The organism is Vibrio sp. YT-19(2023), assembly GCF_033337395.1.
Genome location: NZ_JAWOQN010000005.1, coordinates 18,434 through 36,686 on the forward strand (window position 1 = coordinate 18,434; position 18,253 = coordinate 36,686).

The window sequence follows — 18,253 nt, forward strand, 5'->3', positions numbered from 1 at the left end:
GAGGGTGGCATTGTTAACCGGAGTCGCTCTAATTAAGCTGCGACTTCTTGTTTCGCTTCTGCTTTGCTTTTTAAGAATGCGTAAGTAAAGCCAGTTACCGCTGTACCTGCTGCAATAGCCACTAAATACATTAATACTGGTGAAATTGCGTTAGGAATTAGCAGCACGAATAGACCGCCGTGTGGTGCCATTAATTTCGCACCGAATAGCATCGATAGGGCACCAGTAAGTGCGCCACCTGCCATACAAGATGGAATCACGCGCATTGGATCTTTCGCAGCAAATGGAATTGCGCCTTCAGAGATGAAACAAAGGCCCAAGACAAATGATGCTTTACCTGCCTCACGTTCATTTTGTTCAAATTTGTTCTTCGCAATGAAGGTCGCTAAACCCATACCTAGCGCAGGAACCATACCTGCGGCCATGATTGCCGCCATTGGCGCGTAAGTTTGTGAAGCCAAAAGGCCAACACCAAATGCGTAAGCGGCTTTGTTGACAGGGCCTCCTAGGTCGAAACACATCATTGCGCCAAGGATAATACCCAGTAGTACTGCACTGTCAGATCCCATGTTGTTTAGGAAGTCAGTCAGGCCGTTCATGATGCCTGAAACTGGGCCGCCTACGATGTAGATCATCACAAGGCCAGTGAACAATGTTGCTACAAATGGAATGATCAGAATCGGTTTAAGCGCCTCCATCGATTGTGGCAGTTTCACCTTATCTGCGAGGAGTTTCGCTGCGTAACCGGCAATGAAGCCAGCTGCGATACCACCTAGGAAACCAGCACCCGTTGAACTTGCTAGCATACCACCAACAAGACCAGGAGCCAGACCAGGACGGTCAGCGATTGAAAACGCAATATAGCCAGCAAGTACAGGAATCATCAATGCGAATGCAGAGCCACCACCAATGTTCATCAAGGCTGCTGCTAGTGTGCCTTCTTCTTTAAATGCTTCAATACCAAACACGAACGATAGGGCGATGATCAAACCACCAGCGACAACCACAGGCAGCATGTGCGATACCCCTGTCATCAAGTGTTTGTAAGCGCCTTTCTTCTCGTCTGCTGCCGAAGCAGAATTTGCAGAACCTGAATGTTGGTAAATCGTGGCTTGCTCGAATGCTTTGTCCATCTCTTCGGCTGTTTTTTTCAGAGCTGGGCCTGTTTTCGTGCGGTACATCTTTTTTCCGTTAAAGCGATCAAGTGGCACTTCAATATCCGCAGCAATGATCACCAGATCGGCATCTGCAATTTCTTGCTCAGTCAGTTGGTTTTTAGCGCCAACTGAACCACGAGTTTCCACCTTGATTTGATGGCCACGACGCTTGCCTTCTTCTTCTAAAGCTTCTGCCGCCATAAAGGTATGCGCAACGCCAGTAGGGCATGCCGTGATTGCAACAATCTTCTTTGATGCTGATGTTGTATCTGTAGTGATAGGGGCTGCAAGTGTGGTTGCTTTTTCAAGTAAAGTGGCGTTTTCAACCGCTTGCTGGAGAAACGCAGTTGCGTCTTTTGCTACTTCGCTAATTTCCGCTTGGTAAACCTTTTTTCCTACAAAACGAGAAGTGTCGACGCTAGTATTTGCCGCAATGACAATGACTTCTGCTTGTTCAACGTCAGCTTCCGTCAATAGTGTTGGTTCAACCACACTTGATTGACATTCTATTTTGGCATTCCAGTTTAATTTTGCGGCGGCTTGTTCTAGTAATCCTGCCGCAAGGATGCTATTTGCTACACCGCTCGGACAGGCAGTAATAATGGCAATATTCATACGATAACCTTCTGTTCCTTAGTTTTGTTCTAAGTTTGTAATAGGGTAAAGCGCGCTAACTTCAGTTTGTCGCTTGATATTTTCCAGTTCTTCCTGACTGGTTAGCCCTACGCCAACTTGACTAACTGCCAAAGCAGAAAGTGCCGTAGCGAAGCGCAATAAATCGTTTTTAGGCATCAGTTGCATGTGGCCCCAACACAAGCCAGCGACCAGCGTATCGCCTGCGCCAACGGTGCTCACGACATGCATTCGAGGCGGTTTTGCACTAAGCCATTCGCCTTGGTTGAGCCACATAACACCGTCAGGTCCCATAGAAACCACGATGTTTTCTATGCCTTTGTCGCTCAGTGTTTGCGCTGCAGCTTGGCACTGTTCAGGTGTTGCTAGATGTTCGCCAACAAAATCACCAAGTTCTTCATCGTTAGGTTTAATTAACCATGGGTGAGCATCAATACCTGACTTCAATGCGGCTTTGCTACTGTCGAACAACACCTTTTTGCCTTGTTGATGCAGTGCTTCTATCCATGCAGCGCATTGCTCTGCAGTAACACCGCCCGGTAGGCTGCCTGCCAATACAAAGTAATCGTGTGTTTCAGCAAGGCGGAATAGGGTTTCTTCAAAGCGCGCGATTTCTTCTGCCGTAACTTGAACACCAGGGAAGTTAATGTCACTAACGTTTCCATTAGCCTCAACGAGCTTGACGTTGATACGAGTTGCACCTTGTACTTCTACAAACTCATTCTTAACGCCGATGTCATTGAAAAGCTGATGGAATAGCTCAGGGTTATCTTTACCAAGAAAGCCGGTAACCGTGACGTCTGCGCTTAAATCGCTCAACACTTTTGCTACGTTGACACCTTTACCTGCAGCGTGGAGATTGCTTTGCTGTACTAAGCTCACGGAACCAACGTTTAGTTCATTTACTGAACCTGTTAAATCCAATGCCGGGTTGAGCGTAATAGTGACAACCTTATTTGTTTTGTTTGTCATATCGGATCCTTAACCTTCACCAAGGCCAGAAGCGATTGCATTTCCGATAGACTCCAAGGCTTGCGGGGCATCAGGGCCTTCTGCTGTAAATTGAAGTTGGTGACCGTGCTTAACGCCCAGCGCGATAACTTTCATTAGGCTCTTCGCGTTTACTGCTTTTCCATCTCCGTCTAGGTTGGCAACACGTATAGTGGATTCAAACTTTTTCGCTTCTGCGACTAACATTGCCCCCGGACGAGCATGTAGGCCGTGAGAGTTTTTGATTTTAAATACAGCGGTATTGCCTTCTTCTGAAGATGCGGCTGTGACTTCTTCACCTTTGAACAAAGCAAGAATCTGTTCTACTGATGCATCTAAAAGCTTGCCGTGTTCATTGTTAAACACAATATTAGAAAGCGTTTTTAGGATAGGTTGGTGAGCATTGTTACATGCTGCGAACGCGAAAAGTGCACGCACTTTTTGACCTTCATATTCGCAGTCGTTTGCCGTCGAGACAAATGACACACCTGTGCGAGTGACATGTTTGTCACTGCCAATTAACCACAGGCCATTACCTAAGTGAGTTGGTTGTTTGGTAACGAGATCGGCAACGAATTCGTTATCAGCACATCCCGTATTTTTCAACAGACCACCTGCAACAGCACTCATCTGTAGCATGTCGCTCGCAGGGAACATCAGTTGAATTAAAGAAGCGTCAAAGTCTGCTTCAAGCTGAACATCACCGTGCAGTAGGGCGATGATTTCGTCTTCATTTTTTGCATTACGCAGACGCTCTTCTACGCCATCTGCGCCTAGCACTTTGGTGAGCTGTTTAAGAATGCCAAGGTGTTCATCAGATTTAGCTGCGATACCGATAGCGACGAACACAGTATTGCCATCACCCCAGTCGACACCTTGTGGGAAGTGATGCACAGCAACACCCGTTGTTTTCACCATTGCACGAGTGTCGGTTGTACCGTGCGGGATGGCGATACCGTTCCCCAAAAACGTAGAGTTTTGGTTTTCACGGTTTAGCATGCCTTCAACGTAACCGCGTTCAACTAGGCCTTTATCAGTCAGGCTATGAGCAATACTCTTTATTGCTTCAAACTTATCTGTCGCTGATTGCGAGAGGGTAATGTCGTTCTTATTTAGCTTAAGCATGGTGCTTCTCCAGCCTTAAGGTATCAATTTAAAAATGTATTCTGTGTGAGAAGTTGAACGCCGCTTCTTCTGAGCGCTTATCACTCCTCAAACCTTTTATCTTTCAAGCTAAATCGATTCAGCTTGTTGGTAAATTTTTTAAAAGACTCAGAAAAACTGTTTTAAAAACTGACGTTAACAAACGAGCCTTTGCCGCTGTCCTATAGCCTAGCTCACAAATTGGTTTGTTGCGTGTTCGGGTGATTTACGTCAATTTTTAAGTTTTGCTGAATCCTTTCAGCTTTTATACTGAATCGGTTCAGCTTATAATTCAACTTATCGAAAGATCGTTGATGTATTAATATGATCGCGCGCACAGAATAAGGTTTAGAATATGACACTGGATGAAATAGCCAAATTAGCGGGTGTTTCTAAGACAACTGCAAGCTATGTGATTAACGGAAAAGCGCAGAAATACCGCATCAGCGAGAAGACTCAGAAAAAGGTGATGGCCGTTGTAGATGAGTACAATTATAAGCCAGATCATGCGGCGTCTTCCTTGCGGGCAGGTAATTCACGCTCATTTGGGCTTATCATCCCAGACTTAGAGAACACCAGTTATGCGCGTCTTGCAAAGCTGATAGAGCAGAACTCTCGGAAAGCGGGGTACCAAATTTTGATTGGCTGCTCTGATGATGATCCTGATACAGAGCAAAAGGTGGCGGAAGCATTAGTCAGTCGTCGCATTGATGCGTTGTTTGTGGCAAGTGGTATGCCCACTGCAAACGAGTATTACCTTAAGTTACAAAATTCTGGTACGCCAGTTATCGCGCTAGACCGTCCAATGGATGATGAGCACTTTTGTTGTGTCATCAGCGAAGATTTTGATGCCGCACTTGAACTCACTCAGTCAGTACTGTCAGAGGATATTAAGTCCATTGGCTTAATCGGTGCATTGCAAGATCTTCAAGTCTCAAAAGAGCGTGAGCTTGGTTTTCTATCTGCTTCTCAACAAGGTGGTAAAACGGCAACAGTGGGTTATGGACAACACTTCTCCCGGGAAGAAGGCAAGAAAGTCTTAGAGAGATGGTTAGCAGAGAACGCATTGCCAGATGCCATTGTTACAACGTCATACACACTGTTAGAAGGTGTGTTGGATGTAATGCTAGAAAAACCAGAACTGATGGGAAAGGTGCGTTTAGCGACATTTGGTGATAATCGACTGTTGGACTTTTTGCCTGTGAAAATCAACTCTTTGCCTCAACAGTTTGAGTTGATCGCGGACAGCGCAATGGAGTTAGCACTCAATGCTTCCGCTAAGCGTTACAAGCCTGGCGTAGAACTTATCCCGCGTAAAATTGTGAAACGTCACTAAGTAACTAAATAGGTTGCTCAAAGCTTTACTTCAGCCGTCAGCGCCACAAATGCGTGGTCGCTGGCGTTTTTATCTCTGTCATAAATCGGGTTGATCAGATGTTGGTTAGACACCTGATAGTCAACAACCTCGGCAACCGATATATCTGATAAGGTGTCAAACTCTTGTGAGAGCAAGATATAGTCGAGTACATTCCCAGTGGAAAAATGATAGTGCGTGGCTGGGCGTTCATCCTTCAGGGTGTCACTTTGCAATAACCAACCATCTTTGAGTTGTAATTCAGTGACGCTGTCACCAGTATTGGATACCAATGCGCTGTTAACGCTGATAGGAGTGATAGGTTGATTCATATCGCCCATTAACACTGTCGGCATTGGTTCTTTTCGATACCTCTTTTGCATCGCGTCTCTTAACATCGCTGCTTCCCAGCCTCTTTGCTGGGTGGATAACCAGCGCCCAATAATCGTGCTAGACGTTTCTGGTTGTTCTGAGTCGGCCGGGCGTTGAGATTTCAGGTGCGTTACGTAAACGGCGATATGACCAAGTACAGGATGTATTACTTGGGCATAGATAGGTTTGCGACTGAACTCTGGAGCAACACTTACTCCAAAAGGCTCAAGCGTTGCTAAGTCAAACTCTACCGCTTGTACTTTTTCTATTGGAAACCGAGAGGCGATTGCCACAACAGGGCTTGAGTAAATGTACTCATCCTCAACATGTGGGGTGTCAACGGTCGCAAAGTAGGGGTAGCCGATGGTTGAAAAAAATTCCTGGGTCTTCTCGATACTGAACACTTCTTGTAAGCCAATCACGTCGCCTTCCAGTTTTTCAACTTGACGTTGCGTCCACGAAAGTTTGTCTCGCCATTGCTCTAACGAGTATATGTTCTCGAAATCATAGTAGGCGTTAGGCGGTGCGACAAAATTAAACAAGTTCGCAGTGACAAAGGTAATTCTACTTGGTTGAGACAAAGTATTCGCTCTTTTCAACAATAACTTAGAGAGTATATACCTTCAGGTTGCGTAATTGCAGCTTCGTTTGAGCTACGCATCGGTATACAAGTTAACAAGCGACAAGTTAAATGGGTTAAGAGGTGCTCAAATGCCAAGGCGAATCGGTGATTGAACATCGGCAGAGGTTTCTATTTTTAAGCATTGCGTTTAAACTTCAGGGCATCAAATAGTAAGAGTAAGTAACATGACCCAAGATTACGACCACGAAGAGTATTTAGAAGGCGAAGAGATTGAGATCGAAGCGGTTGGCATCGATGTTGATGCGCATCCAATCGAACTGTACAAGCTTTTTAAAATCGCAAACTTGGTCAGCGGTGGCGGCGAAGCAAAACATATCATCGAGGAAGGCTACGTCGCGGTGAATGGTGAACTAGAAACACGTAAGCGCCGCAAGATGTATGATGGTGACTTTTTCGAGTTTAACCAGGAATATTATGTTGTGGTTTGCGATGCGCCAGTAACCGAACCTGAAACGGCAGAGCAAAAAGCAGAAAAGAAAGCGAAAAAAGAAGCGCAGTCTTCTCGTAAAGATAAGTCTCGTCAAAGTAAGTCACCTAAAGCCTCTGGGCCTAAATCAACAGGCCGCAAAGCGGCACATAAAGAGCGTAAAGCGCAGAAAGAAGCGTTGTCTCAGTCTGCTAAGAAAGGCAAAAAAGAAGACAAACCACAAGCCACTCGTGATCCGAAGAGTGGACGTAATTCTATCGACTTCTTCTAAGCTATAGAATCTTATAAGTGATTGAATCTTAGTGTTCAAACCCAAACATACCAAAAGCGCCGACATGTGTTCGGCGCTTTTTTGTTGGGATAGTTTGTGTGGCTTATGCGGCATGACGAGATAAGCTTAATGCACCGTGCATTGGCAGGTTGCGTATTCTGTCCAGTGATGAATTGCACTCGGTTTACCGAGATAAAACCCTTGATAATAATCGAGTTCCAGTTGACGCATGGCCTGCAGCTGGTTGTTCTCTTCAACCCCTTCGATAATCACTTTGGCCCCCATGGTTGCTGCTAGATCTACTGCACTTCGAATGGAAAAGGTATCACCAGCGCAATAATCGAGTAGATAAGAGCGATCAATTTTAATTATGTCAGGACAAAGCTGCTGAACTCGGGCAATGTCGGAATGTTGCGCGCCAAAATCATCGATGGCAAAGATAAAGCCATTCGCTCTCATTAACTGTACGGCTTTAATCAGTAAATCAGTATCACCGCAGGATTCTTCTACAACCTCAAACACCACATCAGACGGGGTCATACCCAAATCGGCAAGACGTTTGTAAAGCAAGCCGTTGTCTTTAAAGCCCATGTCTTTGGTGAGCGTGAGTAGAGTTTGAGGCATAACATTGAGAAAGAGCTTAATCGGCGTTCCGGCAAAGTGACGAGCGAAGTTTCTGATGTGCATGGCTCGGGATAAAAATTCAACACATAAGCGAAAGTAAGGGTCAATACTTGCGTTGGAGAGAAAAATGTCTGGGCGAATTTGAACGCCGTCTGCGCCATGAATACGAAGGAGGGCTTCCATTCCAATAACGCGTTGGTGCTTATCAAAAATTGGCTGATAAACACTGTGAAAAGTGAATTGATTGAGAACTACGTAATATTCACCAAGATTATCTTGTTTTATGTATCGCTCGTAGTCGGATTGATTCTTTAACTCCATGAAAAACGCCGAAAATTTAGCATCTTGCCAATGTAACAGGGTGCAATTCTGATTTGAAGAATCAAATGTGCCTAATTACATATGCGGTTGAGTTAATTTGAAATGGCTTCCGATTTTGCTTCAATATGGCGGAAAATAAGTGACAGACCAAAACAGATTAAGAAGTAAGCAAGGCCGACAATCAACCAAATTTCAAATATATACCCTGATGAATTTGCCATCTCTGTCCCAACAAACGTCATTTCTTGTATCGAAATCAGTGAAACAATAGAGGTGTCTTTCACCAAAGAGATGGTTTGACCGGCAAGTGCAGGTGTTATTGATTTAAGCACCTGTGGCGCGATAACAAATCGGTATTTCACCCATCGAGACAAGCCCAATGAGTCAGCCGCTTCCCACTGACCTTGGTCGATACTTTGTAAACCACCGCGCACAACTTCTGCAATGTAGGCAGAAGAGAGTAAGCCGACGCATAACACGCCAGAGGCAAGGTTTTCCCAAAGGTTAGAAGGCCCAAACAGAAAGCGCTGTAGCGCATTTGGTTCGCCGTTGTAGTTTCGTAGAAGATCTTCCAAACCGAGTAACGGGATCAATTGGTTAGAAATGAAAAAGTAGAAAATAAAAACAAACACCAACGGAGGGATGTTTCTCACTAACTGGATAAACGCATTGGCAGGTGTGCGCAACCAAACGGAACGAGAGAAGCGTGCTAAGCCTAACAAAGTGCCAAACACTAATGCGAAGCTGATGCCCCAAATACTGAGCCTTAACGTCGAAATCAAACCTTGGAAGAAGTAGGGCAAACCACCATCTGCTCTAGGCGTGAAAAGTAATTCAAGCGCCTCTTTCCACTGCCACAAATAATGCACACCAACAGCGGACCGATGGTACAGCCAAACACCACCGATACCGCACATAACAAGTAGTACCCAGTCTAGTGTGTTTAATTGCGGTAAAAGGTAGCCTGTGCTGGATTTCGCGGGTGCTGTGCGAGTGGTAGTGTGTTCGCCCAAAAATTTGACTCCGATAAGTTATGGAAAAGTAAAATGGATGATTGGAGAGTATAGGCTCGCGGCGTCCACGAGCCATTTAGATTACTGGCCTTGCGCGACTTGAACTTGCCAATCTAATGTCGAGAACCAGTATTCATAACGTTGTTTTAACCATCCATCTTGGGTTCTTGCTTCAATCCATTTATTGAAAAAGGCCTTTTTATCTTCTTCCCCCAAGCGAACTGCAAAGGCTTCGTTACCTTGTGATAGTCGCTCAGAGAATGGAAGGAATAGTTTGTCGCTGTGTTTCACTGTCTCATGTTCTGGTTTTGGGCTAGAAGCAATGACCGCGTGGGCGTTACCATTCAGCACCTCTTGGAACGCTTGCGCGTCGTCATCAAATTGCAGGATCTTCGCTTTCGGGAAGGTTTCTCTGGCTACTTGAACGGTGAATGCGCCGCGACGAGCCGCAATTTTTACGCGTCGTGAGTCAAAATCCGAAAATTCGCTAAAACCAGAGGCGAGTTCTTTGTTTGCTGCTACTTGAACGCCTGAGTGCGAGTAGGGCGCAGTAAACAAGACGCTTTTGGAACGTTCAGGCGTAACAGACATGCCACCAATGATCACGTCGAACTTTTTCGCCAGTAGTGCGGGAATAATGCCATCCCACGCAGTCGGTACGAATTCCACTTTCAAACCTGAATCTTGTGCTAAGCGTTTGGCAACATCGATTTCAAAACCGATTAACTCACCTTGCTTGTTACGCATTGCCCAAGGTACAAATGTTGACATACCAACGCGCAAAGTTCCTCGTTCTTTGATTTGCTCTACATTGGGTGTGGCGACATCTTCTTTCGCGATTGTAGGCATAGCTATGGCTAGCCCTAATAATGCAGTAATGGTCGCTTTGAATAACTTCATGTTATCTCCTTATAATTTGCGCCAACTGGCTCCGAGTTTGTGTTCTAGCCATGCAGACAAGCCAGAAAGTGACAGAGTGAGAGCAAGATAAATTGCTGCCACGGTAAACCAAATTTCGAACGGCATCGCCGTCTCTGAGACGATGTTGCGTGCCTGTGTTGTTAAATCAAAAATCGCCATCACGCTTACAATGGAAGAGTTTTTGATCAAAGAAACCACTTCATTGGTCAATGGCGGTAATGTGCGCTGTAAAACCTGGGGCAAAATTACGTCTTTGTAAGTGTAAAACGGTGATAACCCGAGTGTTTGTGCTGCTTCGAATTGCCCTTTAGGAATACTGTTTAAACCTGCGCGGAATATTTCTGCAGTGTAAGCACCTTGGAAAAGGGACAATGCCAAAACGGCGGTACTGAATCGGTCCAAACCAATCACGGGGCCAAACACGAAGTAGAGCAAATAGATTTGCACCAACAACGGCGTGTTGCGTATTACCTCGACATAAGTGGTGCCAATAACATTGCCGACTTTCGAATCGCTAAGCCTTAGTAACGCGGTGACTAACCCCAACACTAAGGTGAAGAATAGACTAATACCCGAGATGTTTAGCGTGACCAATAACCCATCGATAAGTTCTGCTGGCCACCATTCCCCATCTTCATAAAAAGCGATGTAATCAGGTACGCGTTCCCATTGCCATTGATAGCCCATAGCAGCGGCACCAGAGTCCAACACCCACACAATCGCGATGAAGAGGAGCATCATTTGCAGCAAAGCTTGAAGGACGGGTTTGATTACGCGAACTATCATCAGTAACTTAAAATTTGGTTCAAAAATGCTTGGGTTCGTGGATGCTGTGGTGTTTCAAATAAGGCGATCGGTGAGTTCATTTCCACGATTTGGCCTTCATCCATAAATACCACGCGGTTCGCTACTTTTTTGGCAAATCCCATTTCGTGCGTGACGCAAATCATCGTCATTCCACTTTGAGCCAGTTCAACCATGACATCCAACACTTCGTTGATCATTTCCGGGTCAAGCGCCGAAGTCGGTTCGTCAAAAAGGAGTAAGTCCGGTTCCGTACATAAGGAACGGGCAATCGCGACGCGCTGCTGCTGACCGCCGGAAAGCTGGATGGGGTATTTGCTCGCTTGTTCTTCAATATTGACGCGCTTGAGGTAATGCCGTGCGCGTTTTTCAGCTTCTTGTTTTGACAATTTGAGTGTGCGAATCGGCGCTAAGGTAAGGTTTTCCAGTACAGTTAAATGAGGAAAAAGGTGGAAGTGCTGGAACACCATGCCGATTTTGCCGGGCTTAAGGGATTTTGCATGAGAAGGCTGGTCGAACACATGAAGTTGGCCTTCTTGAATCGATTCAAGATGGTTGATGCAACGAATGAGCGTTGATTTTCCTGAACCAGAAGGGCCACACACCACGACGATCTCGCCAGAATGCACGGAGAAGTTGATATCTTTTAGAGCGTGGTAATCGCCATACCACTTGTTTACGTCGCTAAACTCAACGACGGGAGTATTCTCTTTCAAAGGGGCACGCTATAACGGAAAAATATCCTTTTACAATAGCAAGTTGTGCGCATAATTTCATTAAGAATAAGCTAATGTTTAGGCGATGATTTTAAGACTCTATTCAGATCGATTACAAGATACATCCATGTTTCTTTAATGTTGGTGCAGTCTAGAGTATGACTAACTCAGTTCAACGAGATACGGATAACGAACAACAATCGCAACAACAGACATAACCATTAGTGTCTGTGCAGAATAGTAGGTCACCATGACAACTTGTCGTGAAAATATTGACCGTCCTCCAAAGCGTTCGAAAGCCAATACGATGCCAGAGATAATAAAGATAAAGCTTCCGAGCACTGCAAAAGAGGAGGATTGTGTTTTCCCACTCAAATAATACTCGATCGAAGCCCAGCACATAGTCATCAGTACCAATATATAACTAGCAACTGGCCGTTTTTCTTTACCGAGATCCGGTCGGAACAACCAGTAGACGCATATACCGAGTCCGAACAAGGCAATTGGGAGCCAAGGTGTAAAATGCCACGCTGACATGATGGCAAAACCATAACTATAGGAGAGATGGGCAGAGCAAAAGAGCACTAATCCTGTAATGAACTTGTCTCTAGGGAGCATTAATAACACGTCACCAAGCAACGAGAGCGATAAGCCAATCAAAATCCAATGCGCATATGGCATTGGGTAAGCCGGGGACTGAATTAAAATACCAAGCATACAGAGCACTGGTAATGGTTTAGAAACGTAAAAGAGCCATTTAGAGCCTTTACGGATACTGATGATATGTATGAATGCTAATACGACAACAACTAGCCACATAAAGTGTTTTCTCGAACAGACAAAATTATGTAGTACATCACTACAACAAATCAAAACTTAATTAACGAGTTAACTCGTTCTTTGATCTCAATTATTTTTATTTGTGTAAAGCTGGACAGTTGTCTCTTTACTAACCAACACGGCCGATTTTTTGTCTGGAGGGAATCGTTGTTTTTAGAAGCCTCCTCGTTTTGAACGTGATGTGGCTTACAAAATAGCATAAAAAAACGGTATTGTGACTGTTAAGTCACAATACCGTTAAACCCTAGGAAGGGCAGTGAAGAATTGTTGCAGTTATGAGACAGCTAACTCTAAGATTTCTCGGCTACGTTCAAGTGTGATCGCCTGGTTTTCACCTAAAACAGTCATGCCGTGTTTGTTTAGTTGATCAATGATGGCATCGATAGCTTGTTCACGGCTCTCACCATAGTTTTCGAGCTTAGTTGCGACATCAAGTTGATGATAAAACGCTTCGATAGATTCGATTGTGCGCTCTGCTAAATCCTCACCTGCTTCAAGACCAAATACGTTGCGACCCATTTGTTCTAACTTAGGGCGCTTAAACTGCATTTGGTTACGAAGTAACGACGGTTGGACAATTGCAAGAGAACGCGCATGATCAACGCCCCATAGAGCCGTTAATTCATGGCCGATCATATGTGTCGCCCAGTCTTGTGGAACGCCACTACCAATTAACCCATTCAATGCTTGGTTAGCAGACCACATTAAGTTTGCGCGCCACATATCGTCGTCTCGTTCCGCAAACTGTTCTCCGAGTGTTTTTAAAGTTTTCAGCAGTGTTTCTGCGTAACCATCTTGAACCATTGCACCGGTAGGAAGCGTCAAGTATTGCTCACATACGTGCACCCATGCGTCAACAATGCCGTTGATAAGCTGGCGTTCTGGCAGTGTTTTCATTACATCTGGGTCTAACACGGCAAATTTTGGCTGCACTGCTGGAGACATGAACGGAAGTTTGTCTTGAGTTTCTTTTTTAGTGATAACTGCGCCCATGTTTGACTCTGAGCCTGTTGCTGGCAATGTCAAAATTGCAGCTAGAGGCGTCGCTTCAGTGACTTGGTGCTTACCAATCATGATATCCCAACCATCACCATCATACTTTGATGCCGCTGCTACGTATTTGGAGCCATCGATGACTGAACCACCACCTACCGCTAAAATAAAGTCAACGCCATGCTCTTTTACCATTGCGACTGCTTTATCGAGTGTTTCTTTGGTTGGGTTTGGTTCAACACCTGAAAACTCTAGCCATTCATGTGCCTCAAGAGCTTCTGCTACTTGGTCGTACACGCCATTTTTTTTGATGGAGCCACCACCGTATACCACTAAAACTTTTTGGTCGGATGGGATAGCTTCTTTGATTGCAGCGATTTGTTTTTGACCAAAGAAAATCTTGGTTGGGTTTACATAAGAAAAGTTCATTATTAGCCCTCTTGCTTCCAGTGAAGGAGATTGAATACATGCATATTAGTCCTGATTAACGATCGTTAACAGGTCGATTTCTGCAAATAATTTGCCTATTTCTACAAAATTAATGCTCTTGAGCTAGAAAGTTAATGTCGAGAGGAAGTATAGTGCTCGAAACGATAATAGAGACCAAACTCGTTGGTCATTGATGGAGCGCTCTAATGCACACTCTCGCAGATATCATGCAGCAATATGTTGAAAAGCAGGGGCTGCATGACCTAGAAGGTATGAAGAAAACAGCGATAGATGGCGTATGGTTTTATCGCAGTAGCAAAGGGAATCATCGCCAGCCGTTTGTCTATCAGTCCGGCATCATCGTATTGGGTCAAGGGCATAAGAACATTCATATTGGTGATACACCAGTGCAATATGGGCCCGAAGATTACCTTGTTGTCGGGGTTCCCATGCCACTAGAGTGCGAAGCGTTTGCGACAAACAATGAGCCTTTACTTGGCATTTCGATAGATATTTCGCCAACGCTTCTTCATAAACTCGTTAAAAAATTAGAGGCTGAGAAATTCAGTAATAAGTGTCTGGATGCAACCCGTTGCGGCCTTAAGTCGGTACGTATGAATGAAGGTATGTTGGATGCGTGCAAGCGGTTAATGAAAGCAATGTGTAACGAGCTTGATGTCATCATGCTTGGCGAGCTGCTTCTTGAGGAAATTGTGTATCGTACTTTGGTGAGCAAAGAGGGGTATGTTTTATTTGACCTAGCACATCAAGAAGGTTCTTACGCGAGGGTCGCTAAAGCACTAAATCGTGTACATCAAGCGTATCATGAACAGTTGAACGTACAAGCATTGGCTGAAGAAGCCAACATGAGTGTGTCTGCTTTCCATCAAGCATTTCGCAATGTCACGCTTGAATCTCCGCTGCAATATATTAAGAAAGTTCGACTTAACAAAGCGCGCGAATTGATCCAGTTAGAGGGGCGACGTGTTAATGATGCAGCGAGAATGGTCGGGTACACGAGCCCATCACAGTTTAGTCGCGAGTACAAGCGGCATTTTAATGAAACGCCAAGGTCAACAAAGGCTTAGTGATCTTTATTTCAAAATGGCGACTTTTTTTACCTTTTTTATTAATTTGCGAGTGACATATTTATTTGAGTTATAAAATTAGTTACTGGTGCCAAATAATAGGTACGTTGTTGCAATCATTTAGTGGATTGTTGCGAGGCGGTGTGGAAAACTCGTAAATAGATAGTGTGAAATCACCAACTTGTACTTAAGTTATTTTACGTCGAAATAAAAGTATAGATGCGCTTCGTTTAGCGCATTTAGTATTGTTTTAACAATAACTTAAGGAAGAGCGATTATGCACCTTAAAAACGGCAACGCAGTGAAAAACGTGTTCACACTAAGCACACTCACCGCTTCTTGTCTTATGGCCTTCAATAGCTACGCAGCAGTTGACTGTGCCCCTCTAGAAACTTGGCAATCATCAAAAGTTTATAACGGTGGCGACCAAGTTCAGCATGAAGGTAATGCTTATAAAGCGCGTTACTGGACGCAAAACAACAATCCAGCGCAATCTGGTGAGTGGGGCGAGTGGGAAACACTTGGCGCTTGTGATGGCACTGGACCGGTTGATCCACCTCAGAATGAAGTCCCGACGGTTACTCTGACATCGCCTTCTGCGTCGGCTTCTGTGACTGCGGGTGATGTTGTTAACCTAGCTGCAGATGCGGCAGATACTGATGGGACTGTTAGCAAAGTAGAGTTCTTTGTTGATGGTGTATTAGTTGGTCAGGCAACGTCTGCGCCGTATGCTGCATCGTGGACAGCAACTGAAGGACAGCACGAGTTCTCTACCAAGGCCTATGACGATGCAGGTGCCGTTAGTACGGCAAGTGTTGTGACGTTAACTGTGGCATCAGCGCAACCTGGTAACGAAGCGCCGACAGTGGATGTCGCGCTTTCTGCGAGCTCTATTGACCTGGGTGGTTCCGTAACACTGACTGCAAATGCTACGGATGCGGATGGTACCGTTGCTAAAGTTGATTTTTATGTTGCAGGTGTGCTTGCTGGCACTGCTACAACAGCGCCATACACGCTGGATGTAATCCCTTCACAAGCTGGCTCATTAAGTGTTTATGCGAGAGCAACCGATGATGCTGGAGCAACAGCAGATTCTGCAATTGCGACGTTAACAGTAAACGGCGGCGCAGTGACATCTAATTGTCGTCCTGATGGTCTTTATCAAACAACGGGTGTAGATGTTCCTTACTGTTCTATTTATGACGAAGAAGGCCGTGAGAAAATGGGGGCTGATCACCCACGTCGTGTAATCGGCTACTTCACCAGTTGGCGATCAGGTGACGACCCACAATCGACTTACCTTGTTAAAGACATTCCTTGGGAACAACTTACTCACATTAACTACGCGTTTGTGAGCATTGGTTCTGACGGCAAAGTAAACGTTGGCGACGTAAATGATCCTAACAACCCTGCTACAGGTAAAACTTGGCCAGGCGTTGAGGTAGATCCCGCTCTTGGTTTTAAAGGTCATTTTGGTGCACTAGCAACTTACAAGCAAAAACATGATGTTAAAACGCTAATCTCGATTGGTGGTTGGGCTGAAACGGGCGGTCACTTCGATACGAACGGCGATCGTGTAGCTGATGGTGGCTTCTACACCATGACGACGAATGCGGACGGTTCTATTAATCATGCTGGTATTGAGAAGTTCGCAACTTCAGCCGTTGATATGATGCGTCAGTACAAGTTCGATGGTCTGGATATCGACTATGAATACCCGACGTCAATGGCTGGTGCTGGTAACCCTTACGACAAAGACTTCATGGAACCACGTCGTCAGTATTTATGGGCGTCTTACCAAGAGCTGATGAAAGTATTGCGTGAGAAACTTGATGCGGCATCCGCGCAAGATGGTATTCATTATATGCTGACTATCGCAGCACCATCTTCAGGTTACTTGCTACGTGGGATGGAAACCTTCGATGTAACTAAGTACCTAGACTACGTAAACATCATGTCTTACGACTTGCATGGGGCTTGGAATGATCACGTTGGTCATAACGCGGCTTTATTCGATACAGGTAAAGACTCTGAGCTAGCGCAGTGGAACGTATACGGCACTGCTGCATACGGTGGTATCGGTTACTTGAACACAGACTGGGCTTACCATTACTTCCGTGGTTCTATGCCAGCAGGTCGTATCAACATTGGTGTTCCTTACTACACCCGTGGTTGGCAAGGTGTTACTGGTGGCGAAAATGGCCTTTGGGGCCGAGCGGCACTACCAAACCAAGCAGAGTGCCAACCGGGCACAGGTGAAGGTGAGAAGAACAACTGTGGTCACGGCGCTATTGGTATCGACAACATGTGGCATGATACCGACCCTAAAGGAAACGAAATGGGCGCTGGTTCTAACCCAATGTGGCATGCTAAGAACCTAGAAAACGGTATTTGGGGCTCTTACGCAGCTGCTTACGGTCTTGACCCTGTCAACGATCCTTCAGATAAGTTTGTTGGTACTTATACTCGTCATTACGATAGCGTTGCTGTGGCACCTTGGTTGTGGAACGCAGAGAAGAGCGTATTCCTATCTACGGAAGATAAAGCTTCTATCGAGGTGAAAGCCGATTACGTTATCGATAAAGAGATCGGCGGTATCATGTTCTGGGAACTAGCCGGTGACTACAACTGTTACGTACTGGATGCAAATGGTAATCGTACGGCAGTAGATGCCACTGAACAAGCTTGTGCGGCGGGTAATGGTGAATACCACATGGGTAACACTATGACCAAAGCTATCTACGACAAGTTTAAGTCTGCGACGCCTTACGGTAATAAAGTAGCGACTGGTCCAACACCAACTGAAGCAGTAGACATTACTGTTAGTGTTGGCGGCTTCAAAGTTGGCGACCAAAACTACCCAATTAACCCGAAAATCACGTTTACGAACAACACTGGTCAAGCGATCCCTGGCGGTACTGAATTCCAATTCGATATCCCAGTATCTGCGCCGGACAATGCGAAAGACCAATCAGGTGGTGGTTTGAAAGTGATTGCTTCTGGACATACTCGAGCAAACAACATTGGTGGCTTAGATGGCGTAATGCACCGTGTGTCGTTCTCTCTACCAGCATGGAAAGACTTGCCAGCGGGCGGCACTTACGAGCTTGATATGGTTTACTACCTACCAATCTCTGGTCCGGCTAACTACTCAGTGATTTCTGGTGGTAAAGAGTTTGCGTTTAAGTTTGAACAGCCAGATCTACCAATTGGTGATCTCAATGCGGGCACGGGTGGTGGTACCACTGAACCAGGTACGTGTGATACGACAGGTTTAGTGACATACCCAGCTCTGCCACAAACGGATTGGGCAGGTAATCCAAGCCACGCTAACCAAGGTGATAAGATCATCCACAACGGTGTGGTTTACCAAGCGAACTGGTGGACAGCGGCTGAACCGGGTACAGATGGTAGCTGGTCAACGGTATGTAACATCTAATTATTATGGATTATTTGTTATAGCCTAATGTTTACAGGCACTTAAACAAAAGCGCACGATGACTATCGTGCGCTT

Annotated in this window: 15 protein-coding genes; 4 read left to right on the forward strand and 11 right to left on the reverse strand. The window is 45.3% G+C overall.

Annotation, left to right across the window (positions count from 1 at the left end; all coding sequences use genetic code 11):
• Window positions 1-32 precede the first annotated feature (32 nt).
• The 3 genes from fruA to fruB are packed head-to-tail and all read right to left on the reverse strand — an operon-like array spanning window position 33 to window position 3,905.
• The gene (gene fruA / locus R7E78_RS05210) at window positions 33-1,772 is read right to left on the reverse strand and encodes a PTS fructose transporter subunit IIBC (RefSeq protein WP_033906530.1); all 1,740 of its coding nucleotides are present in this window, start codon (window positions 1,770-1,772) and stop codon (window positions 33-35) included.
• 18 nt (window positions 1,773-1,790) lie between these two features.
• Window positions 1,791-2,762: a 1-phosphofructokinase gene (gene pfkB / locus R7E78_RS05215; protein ID WP_318057725.1), complete on the reverse strand. Its 972-nt coding sequence runs from the start codon at window positions 2,760-2,762 to the stop codon at window positions 1,791-1,793.
• Window positions 2,763-2,771: 9 nt separating this feature from the next.
• Window positions 2,772-3,905, reverse strand: a complete 1,134-nt coding sequence (gene fruB, locus R7E78_RS05220; protein ID WP_047103539.1) for a fused PTS fructose transporter subunit IIA/HPr protein — start codon at window positions 3,903-3,905, stop codon at window positions 2,772-2,774.
• Window positions 3,906-4,278: 373 nt separating this feature from the next.
• Here fruB and cra point away from each other — a divergent pair, with 373 nt between their 5' ends.
• Window positions 4,279-5,259, forward strand: a complete 981-nt coding sequence (gene cra / locus R7E78_RS05225; RefSeq protein ID WP_047103541.1) for a catabolite repressor/activator — start codon at window positions 4,279-4,281, stop codon at window positions 5,257-5,259.
• A 17-nt stretch (window positions 5,260-5,276) separates the two neighbouring features.
• Here cra and R7E78_RS05230 read toward each other — a convergent pair whose 3' ends face one another.
• Window positions 5,277-6,230 carry an endonuclease/exonuclease/phosphatase family protein gene (locus R7E78_RS05230; RefSeq protein WP_170890110.1) on the reverse strand — a complete coding sequence of 318 codons (954 nt, stop codon included), beginning with the start codon at window positions 6,228-6,230 and terminating at the stop codon, window positions 5,277-5,279.
• 226 nt (window positions 6,231-6,456) lie between these two features.
• Here R7E78_RS05230 and R7E78_RS05235 point away from each other — a divergent pair, with 226 nt between their 5' ends.
• Complete coding sequence (locus R7E78_RS05235; protein WP_138940210.1) at window positions 6,457-6,990, forward strand: RNA-binding S4 domain-containing protein; 534 nt, start codon at window positions 6,457-6,459, stop codon at window positions 6,988-6,990.
• Window positions 6,991-7,116: 126 nt separating this feature from the next.
• On the opposite strand, the gene R7E78_RS05240 is transcribed toward R7E78_RS05235, so the two are convergent.
• From R7E78_RS05240 to R7E78_RS05270, 7 genes are all read right to left on the reverse strand, one after another.
• Window positions 7,117-7,935: an EAL domain-containing protein gene (locus R7E78_RS05240; protein ID WP_054700950.1), complete on the reverse strand. Its 819-nt coding sequence runs from the start codon at window positions 7,933-7,935 to the stop codon at window positions 7,117-7,119.
• A gap of 92 nt (window positions 7,936-8,027) precedes the next feature.
• Entirely contained in the window at window positions 8,028-8,948 is a 921-nt protein-coding gene (locus tag R7E78_RS05245; RefSeq protein WP_017820957.1) for an amino acid ABC transporter permease, read from the reverse strand.
• 81 nt (window positions 8,949-9,029) lie between these two features.
• Window positions 9,030-9,848, reverse strand: coding sequence for a transporter substrate-binding domain-containing protein (locus R7E78_RS05250; protein WP_318057726.1), 819 nt, complete (start codon window positions 9,846-9,848; stop codon window positions 9,030-9,032).
• A 9-nt stretch (window positions 9,849-9,857) separates the two neighbouring features.
• On the reverse strand, window positions 9,858-10,655 hold the full coding sequence (locus R7E78_RS05255; protein ID WP_033906535.1) for an amino acid ABC transporter permease: 798 nt from the start codon (window positions 10,653-10,655) through the stop codon (window positions 9,858-9,860).
• On the reverse strand, window positions 10,655-11,389 hold the full coding sequence (locus R7E78_RS05260) for an amino acid ABC transporter ATP-binding protein (protein WP_318057727.1): 735 nt from the start codon (window positions 11,387-11,389) through the stop codon (window positions 10,655-10,657). Before R7E78_RS05260 ends, R7E78_RS05255 begins: the two co-directional genes overlap by 1 nt.
• A gap of 162 nt (window positions 11,390-11,551) precedes the next feature.
• On the reverse strand, window positions 11,552-12,208 hold the full coding sequence (locus tag R7E78_RS05265; RefSeq protein WP_005376394.1) for a lysoplasmalogenase: 657 nt from the start codon (window positions 12,206-12,208) through the stop codon (window positions 11,552-11,554).
• A 294-nt stretch (window positions 12,209-12,502) separates the two neighbouring features.
• A complete protein-coding gene (locus tag R7E78_RS05270) occupies window positions 12,503-13,651 on the reverse strand; it encodes an iron-containing alcohol dehydrogenase (protein WP_047103556.1) in 1,149 nt (382 codons plus the stop codon).
• Window positions 13,652-13,857: 206 nt separating this feature from the next.
• On the opposite strand from R7E78_RS05270, the gene R7E78_RS05275 reads away from it, so the two are divergent.
• Window positions 13,858-14,739: an AraC family transcriptional regulator gene (locus R7E78_RS05275; protein WP_005386077.1), complete on the forward strand. Its 882-nt coding sequence runs from the start codon at window positions 13,858-13,860 to the stop codon at window positions 14,737-14,739.
• A 277-nt stretch (window positions 14,740-15,016) separates the two neighbouring features.
• Window positions 15,017-18,178, forward strand: a complete 3,162-nt coding sequence (locus R7E78_RS05280; RefSeq protein WP_318057728.1) for a chitinase C-terminal domain-containing protein — start codon at window positions 15,017-15,019, stop codon at window positions 18,176-18,178.
• Window positions 18,179-18,253 lie beyond the last annotated feature (75 nt).

Excerpts from the sequence above, each read along its gene's own strand:
- fruA (WP_033906530.1), bottom strand. The coding sequence starts at position 1,772 with ATGAATATTGCCATTATTACTGCCTGTCCGAGCGGTGTAGCAAATAGC.
- pfkB (WP_318057725.1), bottom strand. The coding sequence starts at position 2,762 with ATGACAAACAAAACAAATAAGGTTGTCACTATTACGCTCAACCCGGCA.
- fruB (WP_047103539.1), bottom strand. The coding sequence starts at position 3,905 with ATGCTTAAGCTAAATAAGAACGACATTACCCTCTCGCAATCAGCGACA.
- cra (WP_047103541.1), top strand. The coding sequence starts at position 4,279 with ATGACACTGGATGAAATAGCCAAATTAGCGGGTGTTTCTAAGACAACT.
- R7E78_RS05235 (WP_138940210.1), top strand. The coding sequence starts at position 6,457 with ATGACCCAAGATTACGACCACGAAGAGTATTTAGAAGGCGAAGAGATT.
- R7E78_RS05240 (WP_054700950.1), bottom strand. The coding sequence starts at position 7,935 with ATGGAGTTAAAGAATCAATCCGACTACGAGCGATACATAAAACAAGAT.
- R7E78_RS05250 (WP_318057726.1), bottom strand. The coding sequence starts at position 9,848 with ATGAAGTTATTCAAAGCGACCATTACTGCATTATTAGGGCTAGCCATA.
- R7E78_RS05255 (WP_033906535.1), bottom strand. The coding sequence starts at position 10,655 with ATGATAGTTCGCGTAATCAAACCCGTCCTTCAAGCTTTGCTGCAAATG.
- R7E78_RS05265 (WP_005376394.1), bottom strand. The coding sequence starts at position 12,208 with ATGTGGCTAGTTGTTGTCGTATTAGCATTCATACATATCATCAGTATC.
- R7E78_RS05270 (WP_047103556.1), bottom strand. The coding sequence starts at position 13,651 with ATGAACTTTTCTTATGTAAACCCAACCAAGATTTTCTTTGGTCAAAAA.
- R7E78_RS05275 (WP_005386077.1), top strand. The coding sequence starts at position 13,858 with ATGCACACTCTCGCAGATATCATGCAGCAATATGTTGAAAAGCAGGGG.
- R7E78_RS05280 (WP_318057728.1), top strand. The coding sequence starts at position 15,017 with ATGCACCTTAAAAACGGCAACGCAGTGAAAAACGTGTTCACACTAAGC.